Source organism: Mesorhizobium sp. C416B, from assembly GCF_030323165.1.
Classification (GTDB): domain Bacteria; phylum Pseudomonadota; class Alphaproteobacteria; order Rhizobiales; family Rhizobiaceae; genus Mesorhizobium.
Genome location: NZ_CP100471.1, coordinates 5,436,907 through 5,451,204, shown reverse-complemented (window position 1 = coordinate 5,451,204; position 14,298 = coordinate 5,436,907). Strand labels below are relative to the sequence as shown.

The following is a 14,298-nucleotide window of genomic DNA, read 5'->3' as shown; positions in this document are numbered from 1 at the left end:
CTTCGACCTCGTGCCTGCCCGGGTGCGGTGGAGCGAAGCGAGGGCAGCCGGGCCGTACCGCTATCGCATCAAGGCAACCGTCGACCCGAGCAAAGGACCGCCATGCGCATCCTGATGGTCACCGACGCCTGGCGGCCGCAAGTCAACGGCGTCGTCCACACGCTGGAGCGGCTCACCGAAACGCTGAAAACCTTCGACGTTGCGGTCGACTTCCTGACCCCGAACATCTTTCGCACCTTGCCGTTGCCGACCTACCCCGACATCAGGCTGGCGCTGACCACGCCCGGCCATGTCGCGCGGCTGATCGAGGCTCGCAAGGCCGACCATATCCATATCGTCACCGAAGGCCCGCTCGGCATCATGGCGCGGCGCTATTGCCGCAATGCCGGCCGTCCCTTCACCACCAGCTATCACACCCGCTTTCCCGAATATCTCAGCGCCCGCCTGCCGGTGCCGGAGAGCTGGGCCTATCGCTGGCTGCGTGATTTCCACAATTCCGGACAAGGCACGCTGGTCGCCACCCAGTCGCTGGCGGAGGACCTTGCGTCGCGAGGCTTCACCAAGCTCAGGCCGTGGACGCGGGGCGTCGACACCGATCACTTCCGCCCCGACAAGAAGAAGGACCTCGGCTTCCCTGGCCCGGTATTCCTGTGCGTCGGCCGCGTCGCCATCGAGAAGAACCTGAGCGCCTTCCTCGATCTCGACTTGCCCGGCAGCAAGGTGATCGTCGGCGAAGGACCGGAACTGGCCAGGCTCAGGGCGAAGTACCCGCAGGCGCATTTCCTCGGCCATCGCCCGAACGATGAGCTGGCCGAGATCTACGCCTCGGCTGATGTTTTCGTCTTCCCCAGCCGCACCGACACGTTCGGCAACGTCATCATCGAGGCGCTGGCCAGCGGCACGCCGGTGGCCGCCTATCCGGTCACCGGACCGATCGACATTGTCGGCGACGGCATCGGCGGCGCGGTGTCGACCGATCTGCGCGAGGCCTCGCTCGCCGCGCTCAATGTCGACCGCGCCGAGGCGCGCGAACGCGCCATGCGCTACAGTTGGAAAGCCTGCGCCGAAATGTTCATGGACACGGTCGAAGAGGCGCTGAGCACAAGGCGCAAGCTGGCCGCCTGACGCAATCTTCCTAAAACAACCTGCCGCCGTCCGGCACCTTGCGCTCGATGGCGCCAAGGACCACGGCGCCTTCCTCATCAGGGAAGCCGAGCGTGAGCACTTCGGACATGAACGGACCGATCTGGCGCGGCGGGAAATTCACCACCGCAAACACCTGCCGTCCCACCAGCGTTTCCGGCGCATAGTATTTCGTGATCTGTGCCGAGGATTTCTTCACGCCGATCTCAGGGCCGAAATCGATCTTCAGCTTGAAGGCGGGTTTGCGCGCCTCGGGGAAAGGCTCGGCCTCGACGATCGTGCCGGCACGGATGTCGACACGATCAAAATCGGCAAAGCTGATCTCGGGCTTGCGCGCGCTGCTCGAACTCATGGAAGCTCAAGCGTTGCCATAGGTCTCGAACAGGACACCGGCCAGCGCATCCTTGGCCGAGGTTCCCGACCAGACAACGAACTGGAAGGCCTGGAAATAGCATTCGCAGGCTTCAAGCGCCGACGACAAAAGCACCTCGACCTGCTGGCTCGACGGTTCGACCCCGCCGGCAAGCAGCAGCGACTGGCGAAACATGATCGCGCCCTCCTGCTCCCAGAGATCGAAATGGCCAAACAGCATCTGCTCGTTGATCAGCGACAACAGCCGCATCACTTCCAGCGCGCGGGCTTCCGGCACCTTGATGTCGAAAGCACAGGCCAGATGCAGCGCCTCGAAATCCTCCATCCATGAGAAGGAGACGTGATAGTCGGTCCAGCTGCCGGCAACCGAGATCGAGATTTCGTCATCGCCGGCCCGTTCGAAGGACCAGTCATTGTTATGGGCGACCTGCTCGATGACATCCACCGGATGGATTTCGCGGGAGAATTCGAGTTCGAGAAGTTCCATGGAATGCTTCCTGTGTTCAGGGGAGCGCCACACGCTCCGCGGGGCACACACGACGAACAATTTGTCTTGAACTCGGACGGCCAGGACTTCACGACACAAAGACCCCGGACCGGACCCCACCGCCCGGCCGCATGACCCTGCTCCGAATCATGCAACAAATTCAGTCTATTGATCGGGAGTCGCGTGAACAGCCTAATTTTTCGCACTGCGTCATCAGCATGTGGAAAGGCGCTGTCACAAAGATTCATGCATTGCCGGTAAACGATTCACGGCAAAGCACTTTTTCGGATTGTGCTTTGTGGAAAAGTTTAAATTTTATTTTTTTGCTTTGGGCTTTGCCGCAGCCGCAGGTGCGGCCTGTCCGGTCAATTCGGCAAGCCTGGCCTCGAGCGCGTCGATGCGGGCGGCCAGCCTGGTGTTTTCTTCGCGGGCCTTGGCAGCCATGTCGCGGGCAGCCTCGAACTCCTCGCGCTGCACCACATCCATGGTGTTGAGGATGCGCTCGGCCTGCCCCTTGAAGGCAGTCTCCACCTCGCGGCGCACGCCTTGTGCGGCACCCGCAGCATCGGTCATCAGCTTGGCGAATTCATCGAGAATGCGGTTCGGTCCGGTTGACATGGCAAATCCTCGCTTGCTCGAATTGACGTAGTGGCACTGCCTGCGGAATGCAAGAACGTTGAAGCTGGTGCGGCTTCATGTCGGACGCGATTTGGCTCACGGTCCGGCCGACAGATTGCTATTATCGCAAATGGATTCTTGGAACGACGGTTGCCGTGACGGACAGTGCGGACTTGGAGAAGCGCTTTGCAGCACTCGATGCAGCACTCGCAAAGGGCATTTCGGATGCCGATGCGGGCCGGGTCAAGCCTGGCGACGAGGTGCTGGACAGGCTTGAAGCCAAATACAGGGCAATGGCAGAGAGAACCAAGTGAAGTTACTGGTCTTCGCAGACCAGCGGCCTAGTTTTCCTCACGACTTGCTCAGGCAAGAGTCACTCTCATTCAGGATCAACCAATGGCAACGCCCCCGCGCCGACCGACCAATCCGATGGAAGCCGCTGAAGCGGCCTTCAAGCCGGTCAAGAAACCCGCGCCTCCCATTCGCGAACCCTCCGCCGCACCAAACGTTCGCGAGCTTGTCTCGATCAGGATCGATCGCGCCGTGCTCGACCATTTCCAGGAAGATGGCCCCGGCTGGCAAGACAGGATCAACGATGCGCTCAGGCAATTGGTCGCCGGCAAGCCGCAGGGTTGAGCCCATTATCTCTGACGATCAGGCTGTCGTCACCTTGCCTTGACCCAGCCAAAACCCTGCCGCATGGTCCGCGCCCTAACGCGAGCCCTCCCAGGAGATCCTGTTGAACGACTATTTCCCGCTGCCGATGGCGTCGCTGTCCTTCCCCAACATCGACCCGATCCTGGTTCAGATCGGCCCGCTGGCTGTGCACTGGTACGGCATCGGCTATATCGTCGGCATCCTGTTCGCCTGGTGGTACGCCAAGCGGCTCGTCACCAACACAAGGCTGTGGCCTGATGGCGTCTTGCCGATGAAGCCGATCGACCTCGACGATTTCATCGTCTGGGCCGCCGTCGGCGTCGTGCTCGGCGGACGCACCGGCTATGTGCTTTTCTACGATTTAAAGCGCTATATCGACCACCCGCTCGACATCTTCGCCGTCTGGCAGGGCGGCATGTCGTTCCATGGCGGCCTGCTTGGCGTCATCCTCGCCATGACGCTGTTTTCCCTCAAGCGCGGCATCCGCACCTGGACGCTGTTCGACGTGGTGGCAGCCGGCGTGCCGGTCGGGCTCGGCCTCGTCCGCATCGCGAACTTCGTCAATGCCGAACTCTGGGGTCGCGTGACCGACGTGTCGTGGGGCGTCGTCTTCTGCAACGAGCGTCTCCAGCAGACCGTGGCGGGTTGTGTCGCGGGCCTGGAGCCTCGCCATCCGAGCCAGCTCTACGAAGCGCTGCTCGAGGGCGCGGTGCTGTTCCTGGTCCTGCGCTTCCTCACCCATTCGCGGCTGAAGCTGAAGACGCCGCGCTTTGTCGGCGGCGCCTTCATTTGCGGCTACGGCCTGTCACGCATCTTCGTCGAGTTCTTCCGCGAGCCCGACCAGCAGCTCGGCTACCTCCTCGGCGGCTGGCTCACCATGGGCATGGTGCTGTCGCTGCCGATGGTGCTGGCCGGCATCTGGGCGATGGCCACAGCCAAACCGGCGCCGCAACCACAGCCGGCATGACACGGCTGAAGACCCGCATCGTCGACCTGATCGGCGCGCTCGGCCCCCTCCCGGTCAACGAGTACATGGCGCTCTGCCTGTTCGATCCCAGCGACGGCTACTACACCACGCGCGAGCCGTTCGGCGCCGCCGGCGACTTCGTCACCGCACCCGAGATCAGCCAAATGTTCGGCGAACTCGTCGCCGTCTGGCTCTATCAGGCCTGGCTGGCGATCGGCCGACTCCTGCCGGTCACCATCGCGGAGATCGGGCCTGGCCGCGGCACGCTGATGAAGGACATGCTTCGCACCCTGACGCGGCTCGATCCGGCTATCGCCGCCGGAGCATCCTTCGCTCTGGTCGAGACCAGTCCGCGGCTGACTGAAATCCAGAAGCAGACGCTTGCCGAAACTTCGGTTGAGCTCGGCTGGCACGAAACCATCGCCACACTACCGCAGGCGCCGTTGCTGATTGTCGGCAACGAATTGTTCGACGCTGTGCCGATCCGCCAGTTCATCCGCGCCGGCGCCGGCTGGCGCGAACGGGTGATCGGCCTCGATGTCTCAGACGAGTTGAGCTTCTTCGCCGGCGCCGGCTCGGTCGAGGCGACGCTGCTGCCGGAAGACGCCGCCGAGGCGCCACAAGGCTCTATTTTCGAAATAGCACCGGCCCGCGCGGCACTGATGGCGACCATTGCCGAACGCATAGCCGACCACGGCGGCGCCGGGCTGTTCCCCGATTACGGCCATCTCCAGCCCGGTTTCGGCGACACATTGCAGGCCGTGCGCAGGCACGCCCCCGAAGATGTGCTGGCCAATCCCGGCGAAGCCGATCTCACCGCCCATGTCGACTTCGCTGCACTGGCCGCCGTCGTGCGGGCGCATGGCCTCGATGTGGAATTGGCGACGCAGGGCGACTTTCTGCTTGGCACGGGATTGCTTGAGCGAGCTGGCCAGTTGGGCAGCCAGGCAAGCCAAGAGGCACGACAAACCATTGCCGATGCCGTCGAGCGCCTGGCCGGCCCCGACGGCATGGGCACGCTGTTCAAAATCCTGAAAATCCTGCCGCATCAGCCAGTCTGACCCTCAGAGATCGTTACAAGCCGTCTCGCCATGTCGCTTGTGGTCGCATGCCTGCTTTTGGCCAATGCAAAGTCGACGCGGCAGCACTGTCGCAATCACTCGGCCGAACTTCGCCTTGACGAAAACGCCGGCGCGGACAACAAACCCATCCATGCTGAATCAGACCAAACCGGATCCTGTTCGCTCGCCGCTGCTGGAAGCGGCCAAGCCGCGAGGTATCCGCCATGGCTATTTCACCCGTATCGGCGGCGTCTCCGGCGGCATCTATCAGGGACTTAACATCGGCACCGGCTCGGATGACGATCAGATGCTGGTCGCCGAGAACCGCCGCCGCGTCGCTGCCTGGATGGGTGTGCCGGCCAGCCATCTCCTGACCGCGCATCAGGTCCACTCGCCCGATGTCGTTATTGCCAGGGAACCCTTTCCCGGCCCGCGGCCCAAGGCCGACGCCATCGTCACCGAACGGCCGGGCATCGCCATCGGCGCCTCGACGGCCGATTGCGGCCCGGTGCTGTTCGCCGATGCTCAAGCGCGCATCATTGGCGCTGCACACGCCGGCTGGAAGGGCGCTTTCACCGGTGTGCTTGAAAACACCATTGCCGCGATGGAAAGCCTCGGCGCCCGCCGTGAGCGCATCATTGCGGTTCTCGGTCCTTCGATCGGCCCCGACAATTACGAGGTCGGGCCGGAATTCGTCTCCCGTTTCGTCGAAGCCGATGCCGAAAACATCGGCTATTTCGCGCCTTCGGCCAATCCGGCGCATGCAATGTTCGATCTCAACCTCTATACGGTCGACCGGCTGAAGAAGGCTGGCGTGACCGCCGAGGGGCTTGGCCGCTGCACCTATGCCGAGGAGGATCTCTTCTTTTCCTACCGGCGCGCGACGCATCGCAAGGAACCGGACTACGGTCGGCAGGTTTCGGCAATTGTTTTGGAGAACGGATAATGGCGCTGCATTTCGAACGGTCGGAATTTGACGCCCGGCGTGACCGGTTGATGATCGAGATGACGGAAAAGAAGCTCGATGCTGTACTGCTTTTCGCCCAGGAGAGCATGTACTGGCTAACCGGCTACGACACGTTCGGCTTCTGTTTCTTCCAGTGCCTGGTTGTGAAGGCTGACGGCTCGATGGTGCTGCTCACCCGCTCGGCCGATTTGCGCCAGGCGCGCCACACCTCGATCATCGACAACATCGTGCTGTGGACCGACCGCGACGGCGCCAACCCGGCGATCGACCTGCGCAACCTGCTCAACGACCTCAATCTCCTTGGCGCCCGCATCGGCGTCGAATACGACACCCATGGCCTGACCGCCTTCAATGGCCGCCGCGTCGACGAGCAGCTGCAGACCTTCGGCCAGATCGCCGACGCCTCCGGTATTGTCGGCCGTCTGCGCCTGTTCAAGAGCCCGGCTGAAATCGCCAAGGCCGAAAAGGCGGCCAACCTTTCCGACGACGCGCTCGACGCGGCCCTGCCGCTGATCAAGCAGGGCGGCGACGAAGCGCTGATCCTTGCCGCCATGCAAGGCGCGGTGTTTGCCGGCGGCGGCGACTATCCGGCCAATGAATTCATCATCGGCTCGGGCATCGACGCGCTGCTCTGCCGCTACAAGGCCGGGCGCCGCAAGCTGACCAAGAACGATCAGCTGACGCTCGAATGGGCCGGCGTGTTCCATCACTATCACGCGCCGATGATGCGCACCGTGCTGACCGGCAAGGCGTCGAAGCGCCATCAGGAGCTGTTCGACGCCGCCCGCGCGGCTCTTCTGGCGGTCGAGAAGGCGATGACGCCCGGCAACACCTTCGGCGACGTCTTCGACGCGCATGCCCGCACGCTGGAGGCGCACAGCCTGACCAAGCATCGGTTGAACGCCTGCGGCTATTCCGTCGGCGCCCGCTTCACCCCGTCCTGGATGGATATGCCGATGTTCTACCAGGGCAATCCCGAGCCGATCGCGCCCAACATGACATTGTTCGCGCACATGATCATCATGGACTCCGAAACCGAGACGGCGATGACGCTTGGCCGCACCTACCTGACCACCGAATCCCAGCCGAAGCCGCTTTCACGCCATGATCTCGACTTGATCGTACAGTGAATCCATAATGGTTGGTCCACGCGGGGGCGTTCGCGACTAAGGAGTTTTCGGGCAGATGAGACGATCGCATGTGACGACCGTGTCATTGCTCGCAGCGCTTGTGCTGGCCGCTTGCACCAATGCCAAGGACGTCCTTGAGCCGTCCGCCATCACGCCGCCGGCAGCCTCGGCCCAACCGGCTCAGCCCTTGGCTGCCCCGGGCATCGCGCCCGCCGCCACACCAGCGCCGGCCGTCGGCGCCACGACACCCGCCAACCCCGCGCAGAGCGCCGCCGCTTTGTCGAAGACCCGGCTGCAGATCGCGCCGATCGTCGGCGCCTCCGTGGAAGCGGCAACGCCGCTGACGGCCGAACTGCAGACACGCGCCAAGCAGCGCGGCATCACCCTTGCCGGCAGCGCCGACCAGGCCGCCACCCATGTGCTGAAGGGCTACTTCTCGACCATGACGGAAGGCAAGGATACCACCGTTATCTATGTCTGGGACGTCTATGACCCCGCTGGCAACCGGCTACACCGCATCAATGGCCAGCAGAAGGCGCCCTCGGTCAATGCCGCCGAAGGCTGGCCCGCGGTTGCACCCGCTACCATGCAGGCGATCGCCGACCAGACGATCGACCAGTTCGCGGCCTGGCTCGGCGGCAGCGCCGGCTGATCCCCCTGTTACCGGCTTCCGTTCACTGTTGACGTTTTTGAGATTAGCCGGCGGATTCCCGTCAACGAGGCTTGCAATACCGGCACGGCTCGCTACAAGCCCGATTAAGAGGACCTCCCCATCCTTCGCCAGGAACGGTGCATGAAGCTTTTCGCGGGCAATTCCAACCGGGTGCTGGCCGAAGCGGTCGCCCGCTATCTCAATGTCCCGCTGGGCAAGGCCAGCGTCAGACGCTTCGCCGATCAGGAAATCTTCGTCGAAATCCAGGAAAACGTGCGCGGCGAGGATGTCTTCATCCTGCAGTCGACCTCGTTCCCGACCAACGATCATCTGATGGAACTGCTCATCATGATCGATGCCTTCATGCGCTCCTCGGCCAAGCGCATCACCGCGGTCATCCCCTATTTCGGTTACGCCAGGCAGGATCGCCGGGCCTCGGGCCGCACACCGATCTCGGCCAAGCTGGTCGCCAACATGATCACCCGCGCTGGCGTCGACCGCGTTTTGACGCTCGACCTCCATGCCGGCCAGATCCAGGGTTTTTTCGACATTCCGACCGACAATCTGTTCTCGGTGCCGGTGATGGCCCGCGACGTGAAGGCAAAATACAAACAGCTTGCCAATGTCGTCGTCGTCTCGCCCGATATTGGCGGCGTGGTGCGCGCCCGCGCGCTCGCCAAACGCTTCGACGCACAACTGGCCATCGTCGACAAGCGCCGCGAACGTCCCGGTGAATCCGAAGTGATGAACATCATCGGCGCGGTCGCCGGCAAGGATTGCCTGCTGATCGACGACATCGTCGATTCCGGAGGCACGCTGTGCAACGCCGCCGATGCGCTGCTCGCCAACGGCGCTACCAGCGTCACCGCCTATATCACCCACGGCGTGCTGTCGGGCGGTGCGGTCGCCCGGATCAGCGGCTCGAAGCTGCAGGAACTGGTGATCACCGATTCCATCCAGCCGACGCAAGGCGTGCTCGACGCCCCGAATATCCGCGTCATCTCCATCGCCGACCTGATGGGCGAGGCGATTTCGCGCACAGCGACCGAAGAGTCCGTGTCGAGCCTGTTCGATTAATCCATGTTGCCCAAAAGCGTGCCCACGGGCCTGGCTCGGGGGTAATCTCCTTTTTGGAATCTGCCCCAAACCGTCGTGAAAGGAGCCAGCTGATGCGCAATCGAATCAAGGCTGCAGGCATCGCAGGAATGCTTCTCGCAATCGGCATCGCCAGCGCGGCCTATGCGCCGACAATCGCTCCGGTTTCGACCGCGCAGGCGCAAACGGAATATCTTCCCACCGAAAAGGATTTCATCGGCAAATGGAGCATCGCAGGGTCCGCAATCCGGCCACCGCGTGATCTGAAAGAGCCGGCGAAGCCCGACCAGGAAGCGTCTGCGACCGAATTTCAGCAGACTGTGACCGCCTTTTATGGCGCCTTCGACTATCTGGAGATCACGGCGGACGGCCGCTACAATTTTCACCAACCGGGTGACCCGGCATCGGGGCCTTGCGTCTGGTGCGGGACATGGTCGTTCAAGAACGATTCCCTGTGGCTCGAACTGGACACGGCGCCCAGGCTCGACATCTACGCCGAGGGCGGCGACATGCAGATGACCTACACGGCCGAGCCTGAAGAGACGTCACGATACAAATGGCTTGTTTTCAGCTGGACCAAGGCTGATTGAACTGAGGGGTGAGGCGTTCTCGCGCACGCCAACCGAAGCATCGGTGTCAAGCCCGATCTCCTGAGGCGGGCAGTCAGTCCATGGTTGCATTGTGCGAGGAGTTCACCATGGCCATACTGCCCCTCCAATCAACGGAGGAGTAGCAGATGCGGCGTAGGACTTTGCTCGGGCTCGCGGTTTCCATCGCAGCCACCCTTTCAGCACCGGCGGCCTGGGCCGCCGATTTTCCGGACCGGACCATCACCATGGTTGTCCCCTTTTCCGCCGGTGGCTCGACGGATCTGGTCGCGCGCCTGGTCGCCAACAAGATGTCCGAAAAGCTGGGCCAGCAGATTGTCGTCGAAAATGTCGGCGGCGCCGGGGGCAGCATCGGCGCTGCCCAGGTCGCCCGAGCCGAACCGGACGGCTACACGATCCTGATGGGCACGGTCGCAACCCACGCGCTCAACCCGCTGATCCTGAAGACAAAGCCCTACGATGCGGAGAAGGATTTTGCGCCGATATCGTTGCTCGTGCTGGTGCCAAACGTCCTGGTCGTAAACCCTGAATTCCCCGCCAAGGACGTCAAGGAACTGATCGAGATGCTGAAGAAGGACCCGGACAAATATGCCTACGCCTCATCAGGCAATGGCACCCCGCTGCATCTCTCCGGCGAGCTTTTCAAGACGATGGCCGGCGTCAGTATGCAGCACATTCCCTACAAGGGCGCCGGACCGGCCTTGAACGACGTTATCGGCAATCAGGTGCCGATGATGTTCGACAACCTCCCCTCTTCATCGGGCCATATCAAGAGCGGGACGCTGAGAGCGCTTGGCGTCACCACCAAGGAGCGCGTTCCCTCCTTCCCCGACATACCGGCCATTGCCGAAACCATTCCCGGCTATGAAACCTACAGCTGGAACGCTCTGTTCGCGCCCGCAGGCACGCCGCCGGAGGTCGTCGCCGTTCTTCAGAAGGCGGCAGTTGAAGCCCTGAAAGACCCTGATGTGATCGCCCGCATGGCCCAGTTCAGCGCCTCGATAGTGGCCTCCACCCCGGAAGAGCTTGGAGCGCATGTGAAGGCCGAACTCGCCAAATGGGAACCGATCGTCAAGGCCAGCGGCGTTCAGCTGGACTAGGGCCTACGACAAAGTGCTGCGGGCTTTTTCCTGGCGCTACGGCGCCGGGGCCTCAAGTCGAGGCTGAGCCCGCCGCATGCCTTCGTCGCGGGCGCCGCGCATATAGCCGCGCGGCGAGGCCCCGAGCATGCGCTTGAACATGGTTATGAAAGCCGGCACGCTGTCATAACCGAGGTCGAGCGCCACCCTGGTGATCGGCTCGCCATCGGCGAGCCTGGGAAGTGCCGCAAACAGGCAGGCCTGCTGGCGCCAAGTCGACAAGGACAGTCCGGTCTGGCGCTGGAAGGCGCGGGTGAAGGAGCGCCGGCTCATCCCCGCGGCATCGGCCCACTCGTCGATCGTGGCATGCGGCGACGGTGCCGCCACGAAGCGTCGGCAGAGCGCCGCCAGCCTGGGATCAGACGGGAACGGCAGGCCGAGCGGCCGTTCCGGCAAGGTCGGGATCTCGTGCAGCAACAGGTTCATGATCAACCCGCCGCGGCCTTCCAGTTCGCCACCTTGCGGCAGCTTTTCCGATTCGACGATCAGGCTGTGCATCAGCTCGGTGACGCCGACGACACGCAAGCCTTCCGGCAGGCCGGGGATAGCGCCCGGCATGACATAGACCGAGCGCATCGAGACGTCGCCCAGCATTTCGACAGAATGCTCGGTGCCGGCCGGTATCCACATTGCGTGGTCGGGCGGCACCATCCAGCGCCCGTACCTGGTCGTCACCAGCACGACACCGACCAGCGCATGCAGCAGTTGGCTGCGGCTGTGGCGGTGTTGCGGCACGAGGTAACCGTCCGGATATTCGGTCGGCAAAGCCACCGCCGGCCCGGAAACCTCCTCCAGCCACTGCCAGCGGCTTTCGTGCAATCGGCCGAGATCGGCATTGCCGGCGCGGAAGATGTCCCTGCCATGTGGCATCGGCTATGGCCCACTTGCGAAACTATTGGACCAAACCACGAAAGAAGTCGCCTCGCAAGCGGCTTATAAGGCAGCCATCCCCAAGGCGCTCCGCAGGGGCGTCGCCCAAGCGCTTCAGACGAGCGTCCTTAAGGCGGTCCGCGGGAGCGGCCGCCAAGCCTGCCCGCGGGCAAACACCCGCCAAAAAGACCTCGGAGCCTGCCTTGACCGATACGACAGCCACCAGCATTGCACCGCAGCCAAGCGCCAGCCTCCCTTCAGCCCAGGCGACCGCCTTCACCGTCATTCTGGCGGTGAGCTTTTGCCACGGCATCAACGACATCATGCAATCGCTGCTGCCGGCGATCTATCCGCTGCTGAAAGAGAATTACGGTCTCGATTTCTGGCAGATCGGTCTTCTGACCTTCACCTTCCAGGTCACGGCGTCGCTGCTGCAGCCGGTCATCGGCATGATCACCGACAAGCGGCCAATGCCCTATTCGCTGCCCTACGGCATGGCGTCCTCGCTGATTGGCCTGATCGTTCTGGCCTATGCCGGCCACTATGCGCTGCTTCTGGTCGGCGCCTCGCTGATCGGAATCGGCTCGGCGATCTTCCATCCGGAATCCTCGCGCATTGCCCGCTTTGCCTCCGGCGGCCGCTTTGGCCTGGCGCAATCTTTGTTCCAGGTCGGCGGCAATTTCGGCCAGTCGATGGGGCCGCTGCTCGCTGCCTTCATCGTTGTGCCCTTCGGCCAGACCAGCATTTCATGGTTCGCCGTCGGGTCTCTGATCGGCATCATCGTTTTGTCGCGGGTCGGCGGCTGGTACAGCCGGATGCGCGCCGCGCAGGGCAATCGCAAGGCGGCAAGCTTCGTCTCCCCCTTCCCGCGCAAGAAGGTGATGGGAGCGCTGGCGGTGCTGACGCTGCTGGTGCTGACCAAGAACGCCTACATCGCCTCGCTCTCCAGCTACTACACCTTTTATTCCATCCATAAGTTCGGCGTGTCGGTGCAGATGAGCCAGGTCATGCTGTTCCTGTTCCTCGGCGCCTCGGCGCTGGGCATCCTGCTCGGCGGACCGTTCGGCGACCGCTACGGCCAGAAGGCGATGATCTGGTTCTCGATCGTCGGCGTGCTGCCGTTCACGCTGGCGCTGCCCTACGCCAATTTCGAATGGACGATGGTGCTGACGGTGCTGATCGGCCTGATCCTGTCCTCGGCCTTCTCCAACATCGTCGTGTTTGCGCAGGAGTTGGTGCCGGGACGTGTCGGCACCATCGCCGGGATCTTCTTCGGCTTCGCCTTCGGCATGGGCGGCATTGCAGCCGCCGTGCTCGGCGTCGTCGCCGACATGAAGGGCATCGATTTCGTCTTCCAGATCTGCTCGTATCTGCCGCTGCTCGGCCTGCTGACGGTGTTCCTGCCCAACATGAAGGAAGCCAGGAAGGCGCAAGCGGCGGCCAGATAAAAACCGGTCGATTTTGCGGATTTGACGCAGGGCGCGGCATTGCTGCGCCCTCTGTGATTCTTTCACCATGCGCTGGTTGAAAAGCCTGCTAGAGATAGTCATCAACGAAGGCTTGGGGCCTTCGACGTCTCTGGGGGATGACATGCGCAAGATCGTATTGGCCGTATTGGGTGTGCTTCTTGTTACCTTGCCGGCGACGGCACGCATCGTTCCCTTTCCGCCGGGTTTCAAGACGCAGTCCGTCGGAACCAACGGCACCAAACTCTATGTGCGCGTTGGCGGCAAGGGTCCCGCCGTCGTGCTGCTGCACGGCTTTGCCGATACCGGAGACATGTGGGGCGCCGCGGCCATCGCCCTCGCAAAGGACCACACCGTCATCGTGCCGGACCTGCGCGGCATGGGTCTGTCGGCCCACCCGGAAGCGGGCTACGCCAAGAAGAACCAGGCCGTCGACATCGCCGGCGTGTTGGATGCCCTGAAGATCGACAAGGCAGATCTCGTCACCCACGACATCGGCAACATGGTCGGCTATGCGCTCGCCGCTCAGTATCCCAAGCGCATCACCAAATGGGTTATCATCGACGCGCCGCTGCCCGGCATAGGCGACTGGGAAAAGATCAAGCAAAGCCCGCTGCTTTGGCACTTCAACTTCCGCGGCCCGGATATGGAGCGGCTGGTCGCGGGGCGCGAGCGCATCTATCTCGACCGCTTCTACAACGAGTTGTCGGCTGACCCCAAGAAGATCGACGAGGCGACGCGCAGGCACTACGCCAAACTCTATGCCCGCCCGCATGCGATGCATGACGCCTTCGAGCAGTTCAAGGCGTTTGACCAGGACGCGATCGACAACCAGGCGATGCTTGCCGCCGGCGGCAAACTGACCATGCCGGTACTGGCTGTCGGCGGTGAAAAATCCGCTGGCACCACGCAGGCCGATCTCCTGCGGCTTGTTGCGACCGATGTCACGGGCGGCATCGTGCCCGCTTCCGGACACTGGATCATGGAGGAAAACCCCGACGACACCGTCAAACTGATCACTGGTTTTCTCGATAAATAGGCACTGTCCCGCTGACATTTCGACGAA

General features: G+C 62.9%; 17 protein-coding genes. 13 read left to right on the top strand and 4 right to left on the bottom strand.

Features of this window, described 5'->3' with window-relative positions:
- The first annotated feature begins 102 nt into the window (after positions 1-102).
- The gene (locus NLY43_RS26600; protein WP_023683722.1) at positions 103-1,125 is read left to right on the top strand and encodes a glycosyltransferase family 4 protein; all 1,023 of its coding nucleotides are present in this window, start codon (positions 103-105) and stop codon (positions 1,123-1,125) included.
- 10 nt (positions 1,126-1,135) lie between these two features.
- Here NLY43_RS26600 and NLY43_RS26595 read toward each other — a convergent pair whose 3' ends face one another.
- The 3 genes from NLY43_RS26595 to NLY43_RS26585 form a co-directional block, all read right to left on the bottom strand.
- Complete coding sequence (locus NLY43_RS26595; protein WP_023672028.1) at positions 1,136-1,495, bottom strand: tRNA-binding protein; 360 nt, start codon at positions 1,493-1,495, stop codon at positions 1,136-1,138.
- A gap of 6 nt (positions 1,496-1,501) precedes the next feature.
- Entirely contained in the window at positions 1,502-2,002 is a 501-nt protein-coding gene (locus tag NLY43_RS26590) for a type III secretion system chaperone family protein (RefSeq protein WP_006202532.1), read from the bottom strand.
- A 315-nt stretch (positions 2,003-2,317) separates the two neighbouring features.
- Positions 2,318-2,620, bottom strand: a complete 303-nt coding sequence (locus NLY43_RS26585) for an accessory factor UbiK family protein (protein ID WP_023711152.1) — start codon at positions 2,618-2,620, stop codon at positions 2,318-2,320.
- Between the two features lie 155 nt (positions 2,621-2,775).
- Here NLY43_RS26585 and NLY43_RS26580 point away from each other — a divergent pair, with 155 nt between their 5' ends.
- The 10 genes from NLY43_RS26580 (at position 2,776) to NLY43_RS26535 (ending at position 10,857) form a co-directional block, all read left to right on the top strand.
- Positions 2,776-2,934, top strand: coding sequence for a hypothetical protein (locus NLY43_RS26580; RefSeq protein WP_245259839.1), 159 nt, complete (start codon positions 2,776-2,778; stop codon positions 2,932-2,934).
- Positions 2,935-3,016: 82 nt separating this feature from the next.
- Positions 3,017-3,256, top strand: a complete 240-nt coding sequence (locus tag NLY43_RS26575) for a BrnA antitoxin family protein (RefSeq protein ID WP_023683720.1) — start codon at positions 3,017-3,019, stop codon at positions 3,254-3,256.
- A 103-nt stretch (positions 3,257-3,359) separates the two neighbouring features.
- Complete coding sequence (gene lgt / locus NLY43_RS26570; RefSeq protein WP_023672032.1) at positions 3,360-4,244, top strand: prolipoprotein diacylglyceryl transferase; 885 nt, start codon at positions 3,360-3,362, stop codon at positions 4,242-4,244.
- On the top strand, positions 4,241-5,305 hold the full coding sequence (locus NLY43_RS26565; RefSeq protein WP_023711151.1) for a class I SAM-dependent methyltransferase: 1,065 nt from the start codon (positions 4,241-4,243) through the stop codon (positions 5,303-5,305). The genes lgt and NLY43_RS26565 overlap by 4 nt, the downstream gene beginning before the upstream one ends.
- A 151-nt stretch (positions 5,306-5,456) precedes the next feature.
- Entirely contained in the window at positions 5,457-6,251 is a 795-nt protein-coding gene (pgeF, locus tag NLY43_RS26560; RefSeq protein WP_023711150.1) for a peptidoglycan editing factor PgeF, read from the top strand.
- Complete coding sequence (locus NLY43_RS26555; protein ID WP_023672036.1) at positions 6,251-7,402, top strand: M24 family metallopeptidase; 1,152 nt, start codon at positions 6,251-6,253, stop codon at positions 7,400-7,402. Before pgeF ends, NLY43_RS26555 begins: the two co-directional genes overlap by 1 nt.
- 55 nt (positions 7,403-7,457) lie before the next feature.
- Positions 7,458-8,054: a hypothetical protein gene (locus NLY43_RS26550; protein ID WP_023686118.1), complete on the top strand. Its 597-nt coding sequence runs from the start codon at positions 7,458-7,460 to the stop codon at positions 8,052-8,054.
- A gap of 141 nt (positions 8,055-8,195) precedes the next feature.
- Positions 8,196-9,131 (top strand): ribose-phosphate pyrophosphokinase, encoded by a 936-nt coding sequence (locus NLY43_RS26545; protein ID WP_023686119.1) that lies wholly within the window; start codon positions 8,196-8,198, stop codon positions 9,129-9,131.
- Between the two features lie 92 nt (positions 9,132-9,223).
- Positions 9,224-9,739: a hypothetical protein gene (locus tag NLY43_RS26540; protein ID WP_023686120.1), complete on the top strand. Its 516-nt coding sequence runs from the start codon at positions 9,224-9,226 to the stop codon at positions 9,737-9,739.
- A 146-nt stretch (positions 9,740-9,885) separates the two neighbouring features.
- Positions 9,886-10,857, top strand: coding sequence for a Bug family tripartite tricarboxylate transporter substrate binding protein (locus NLY43_RS26535; protein WP_023691573.1), 972 nt, complete (start codon positions 9,886-9,888; stop codon positions 10,855-10,857).
- Between the two features lie 36 nt (positions 10,858-10,893).
- On the opposite strand, the gene NLY43_RS26530 is transcribed toward NLY43_RS26535, so the two are convergent.
- On the bottom strand, positions 10,894-11,766 hold the full coding sequence (locus NLY43_RS26530; protein WP_023711149.1) for an AraC family transcriptional regulator: 873 nt from the start codon (positions 11,764-11,766) through the stop codon (positions 10,894-10,896).
- A 203-nt stretch (positions 11,767-11,969) separates the two neighbouring features.
- Here NLY43_RS26530 and NLY43_RS26525 point away from each other — a divergent pair, with 203 nt between their 5' ends.
- Both NLY43_RS26525 and NLY43_RS26520 read left to right on the top strand, forming a co-directional pair.
- A complete protein-coding gene (locus tag NLY43_RS26525) occupies positions 11,970-13,214 on the top strand; it encodes an MFS transporter (RefSeq protein WP_023670046.1) in 1,245 nt (414 codons plus the stop codon).
- Between the two features lie 142 nt (positions 13,215-13,356).
- Positions 13,357-14,271, top strand: coding sequence for an alpha/beta fold hydrolase (locus NLY43_RS26520; RefSeq protein ID WP_023711148.1), 915 nt, complete (start codon positions 13,357-13,359; stop codon positions 14,269-14,271).
- The last annotated feature ends 27 nt before the right edge of the window (positions 14,272-14,298 follow it).

What these genes read in the sequence shown, in the direction of transcription:
- NLY43_RS26585 (WP_023711152.1), bottom strand. Translation starts at nt 2,620, where the DNA reads ATGTCAACCGGACCGAACCGCATTCTCGATGAATTCGCCAAGCTGATG.
- NLY43_RS26530 (WP_023711149.1), bottom strand. Translation starts at nt 11,766, where the DNA reads ATGCCACATGGCAGGGACATCTTCCGCGCCGGCAATGCCGATCTCGGC.
- NLY43_RS26565 (WP_023711151.1), top strand. Translation starts at nt 4,241, where the DNA reads ATGACACGGCTGAAGACCCGCATCGTCGACCTGATCGGCGCGCTCGGC.
- NLY43_RS26590 (WP_006202532.1), bottom strand. Translation starts at nt 2,002, where the DNA reads ATGGAACTTCTCGAACTCGAATTCTCCCGCGAAATCCATCCGGTGGAT.
- NLY43_RS26545 (WP_023686119.1), top strand. Translation starts at nt 8,196, where the DNA reads ATGAAGCTTTTCGCGGGCAATTCCAACCGGGTGCTGGCCGAAGCGGTC.
- NLY43_RS26575 (WP_023683720.1), top strand. Translation starts at nt 3,017, where the DNA reads ATGGCAACGCCCCCGCGCCGACCGACCAATCCGATGGAAGCCGCTGAA.
- NLY43_RS26540 (WP_023686120.1), top strand. Translation starts at nt 9,224, where the DNA reads ATGCGCAATCGAATCAAGGCTGCAGGCATCGCAGGAATGCTTCTCGCA.
- NLY43_RS26595 (WP_023672028.1), bottom strand. Translation starts at nt 1,495, where the DNA reads ATGAGTTCGAGCAGCGCGCGCAAGCCCGAGATCAGCTTTGCCGATTTT.
- NLY43_RS26600 (WP_023683722.1), top strand. Translation starts at nt 103, where the DNA reads ATGCGCATCCTGATGGTCACCGACGCCTGGCGGCCGCAAGTCAACGGC.
- NLY43_RS26520 (WP_023711148.1), top strand. Translation starts at nt 13,357, where the DNA reads ATGCGCAAGATCGTATTGGCCGTATTGGGTGTGCTTCTTGTTACCTTG.
- NLY43_RS26550 (WP_023686118.1), top strand. Translation starts at nt 7,458, where the DNA reads ATGAGACGATCGCATGTGACGACCGTGTCATTGCTCGCAGCGCTTGTG.
- pgeF (WP_023711150.1), top strand. Translation starts at nt 5,457, where the DNA reads ATGCTGAATCAGACCAAACCGGATCCTGTTCGCTCGCCGCTGCTGGAA.
- NLY43_RS26555 (WP_023672036.1), top strand. Translation starts at nt 6,251, where the DNA reads ATGGCGCTGCATTTCGAACGGTCGGAATTTGACGCCCGGCGTGACCGG.
- NLY43_RS26535 (WP_023691573.1), top strand. Translation starts at nt 9,886, where the DNA reads ATGCGGCGTAGGACTTTGCTCGGGCTCGCGGTTTCCATCGCAGCCACC.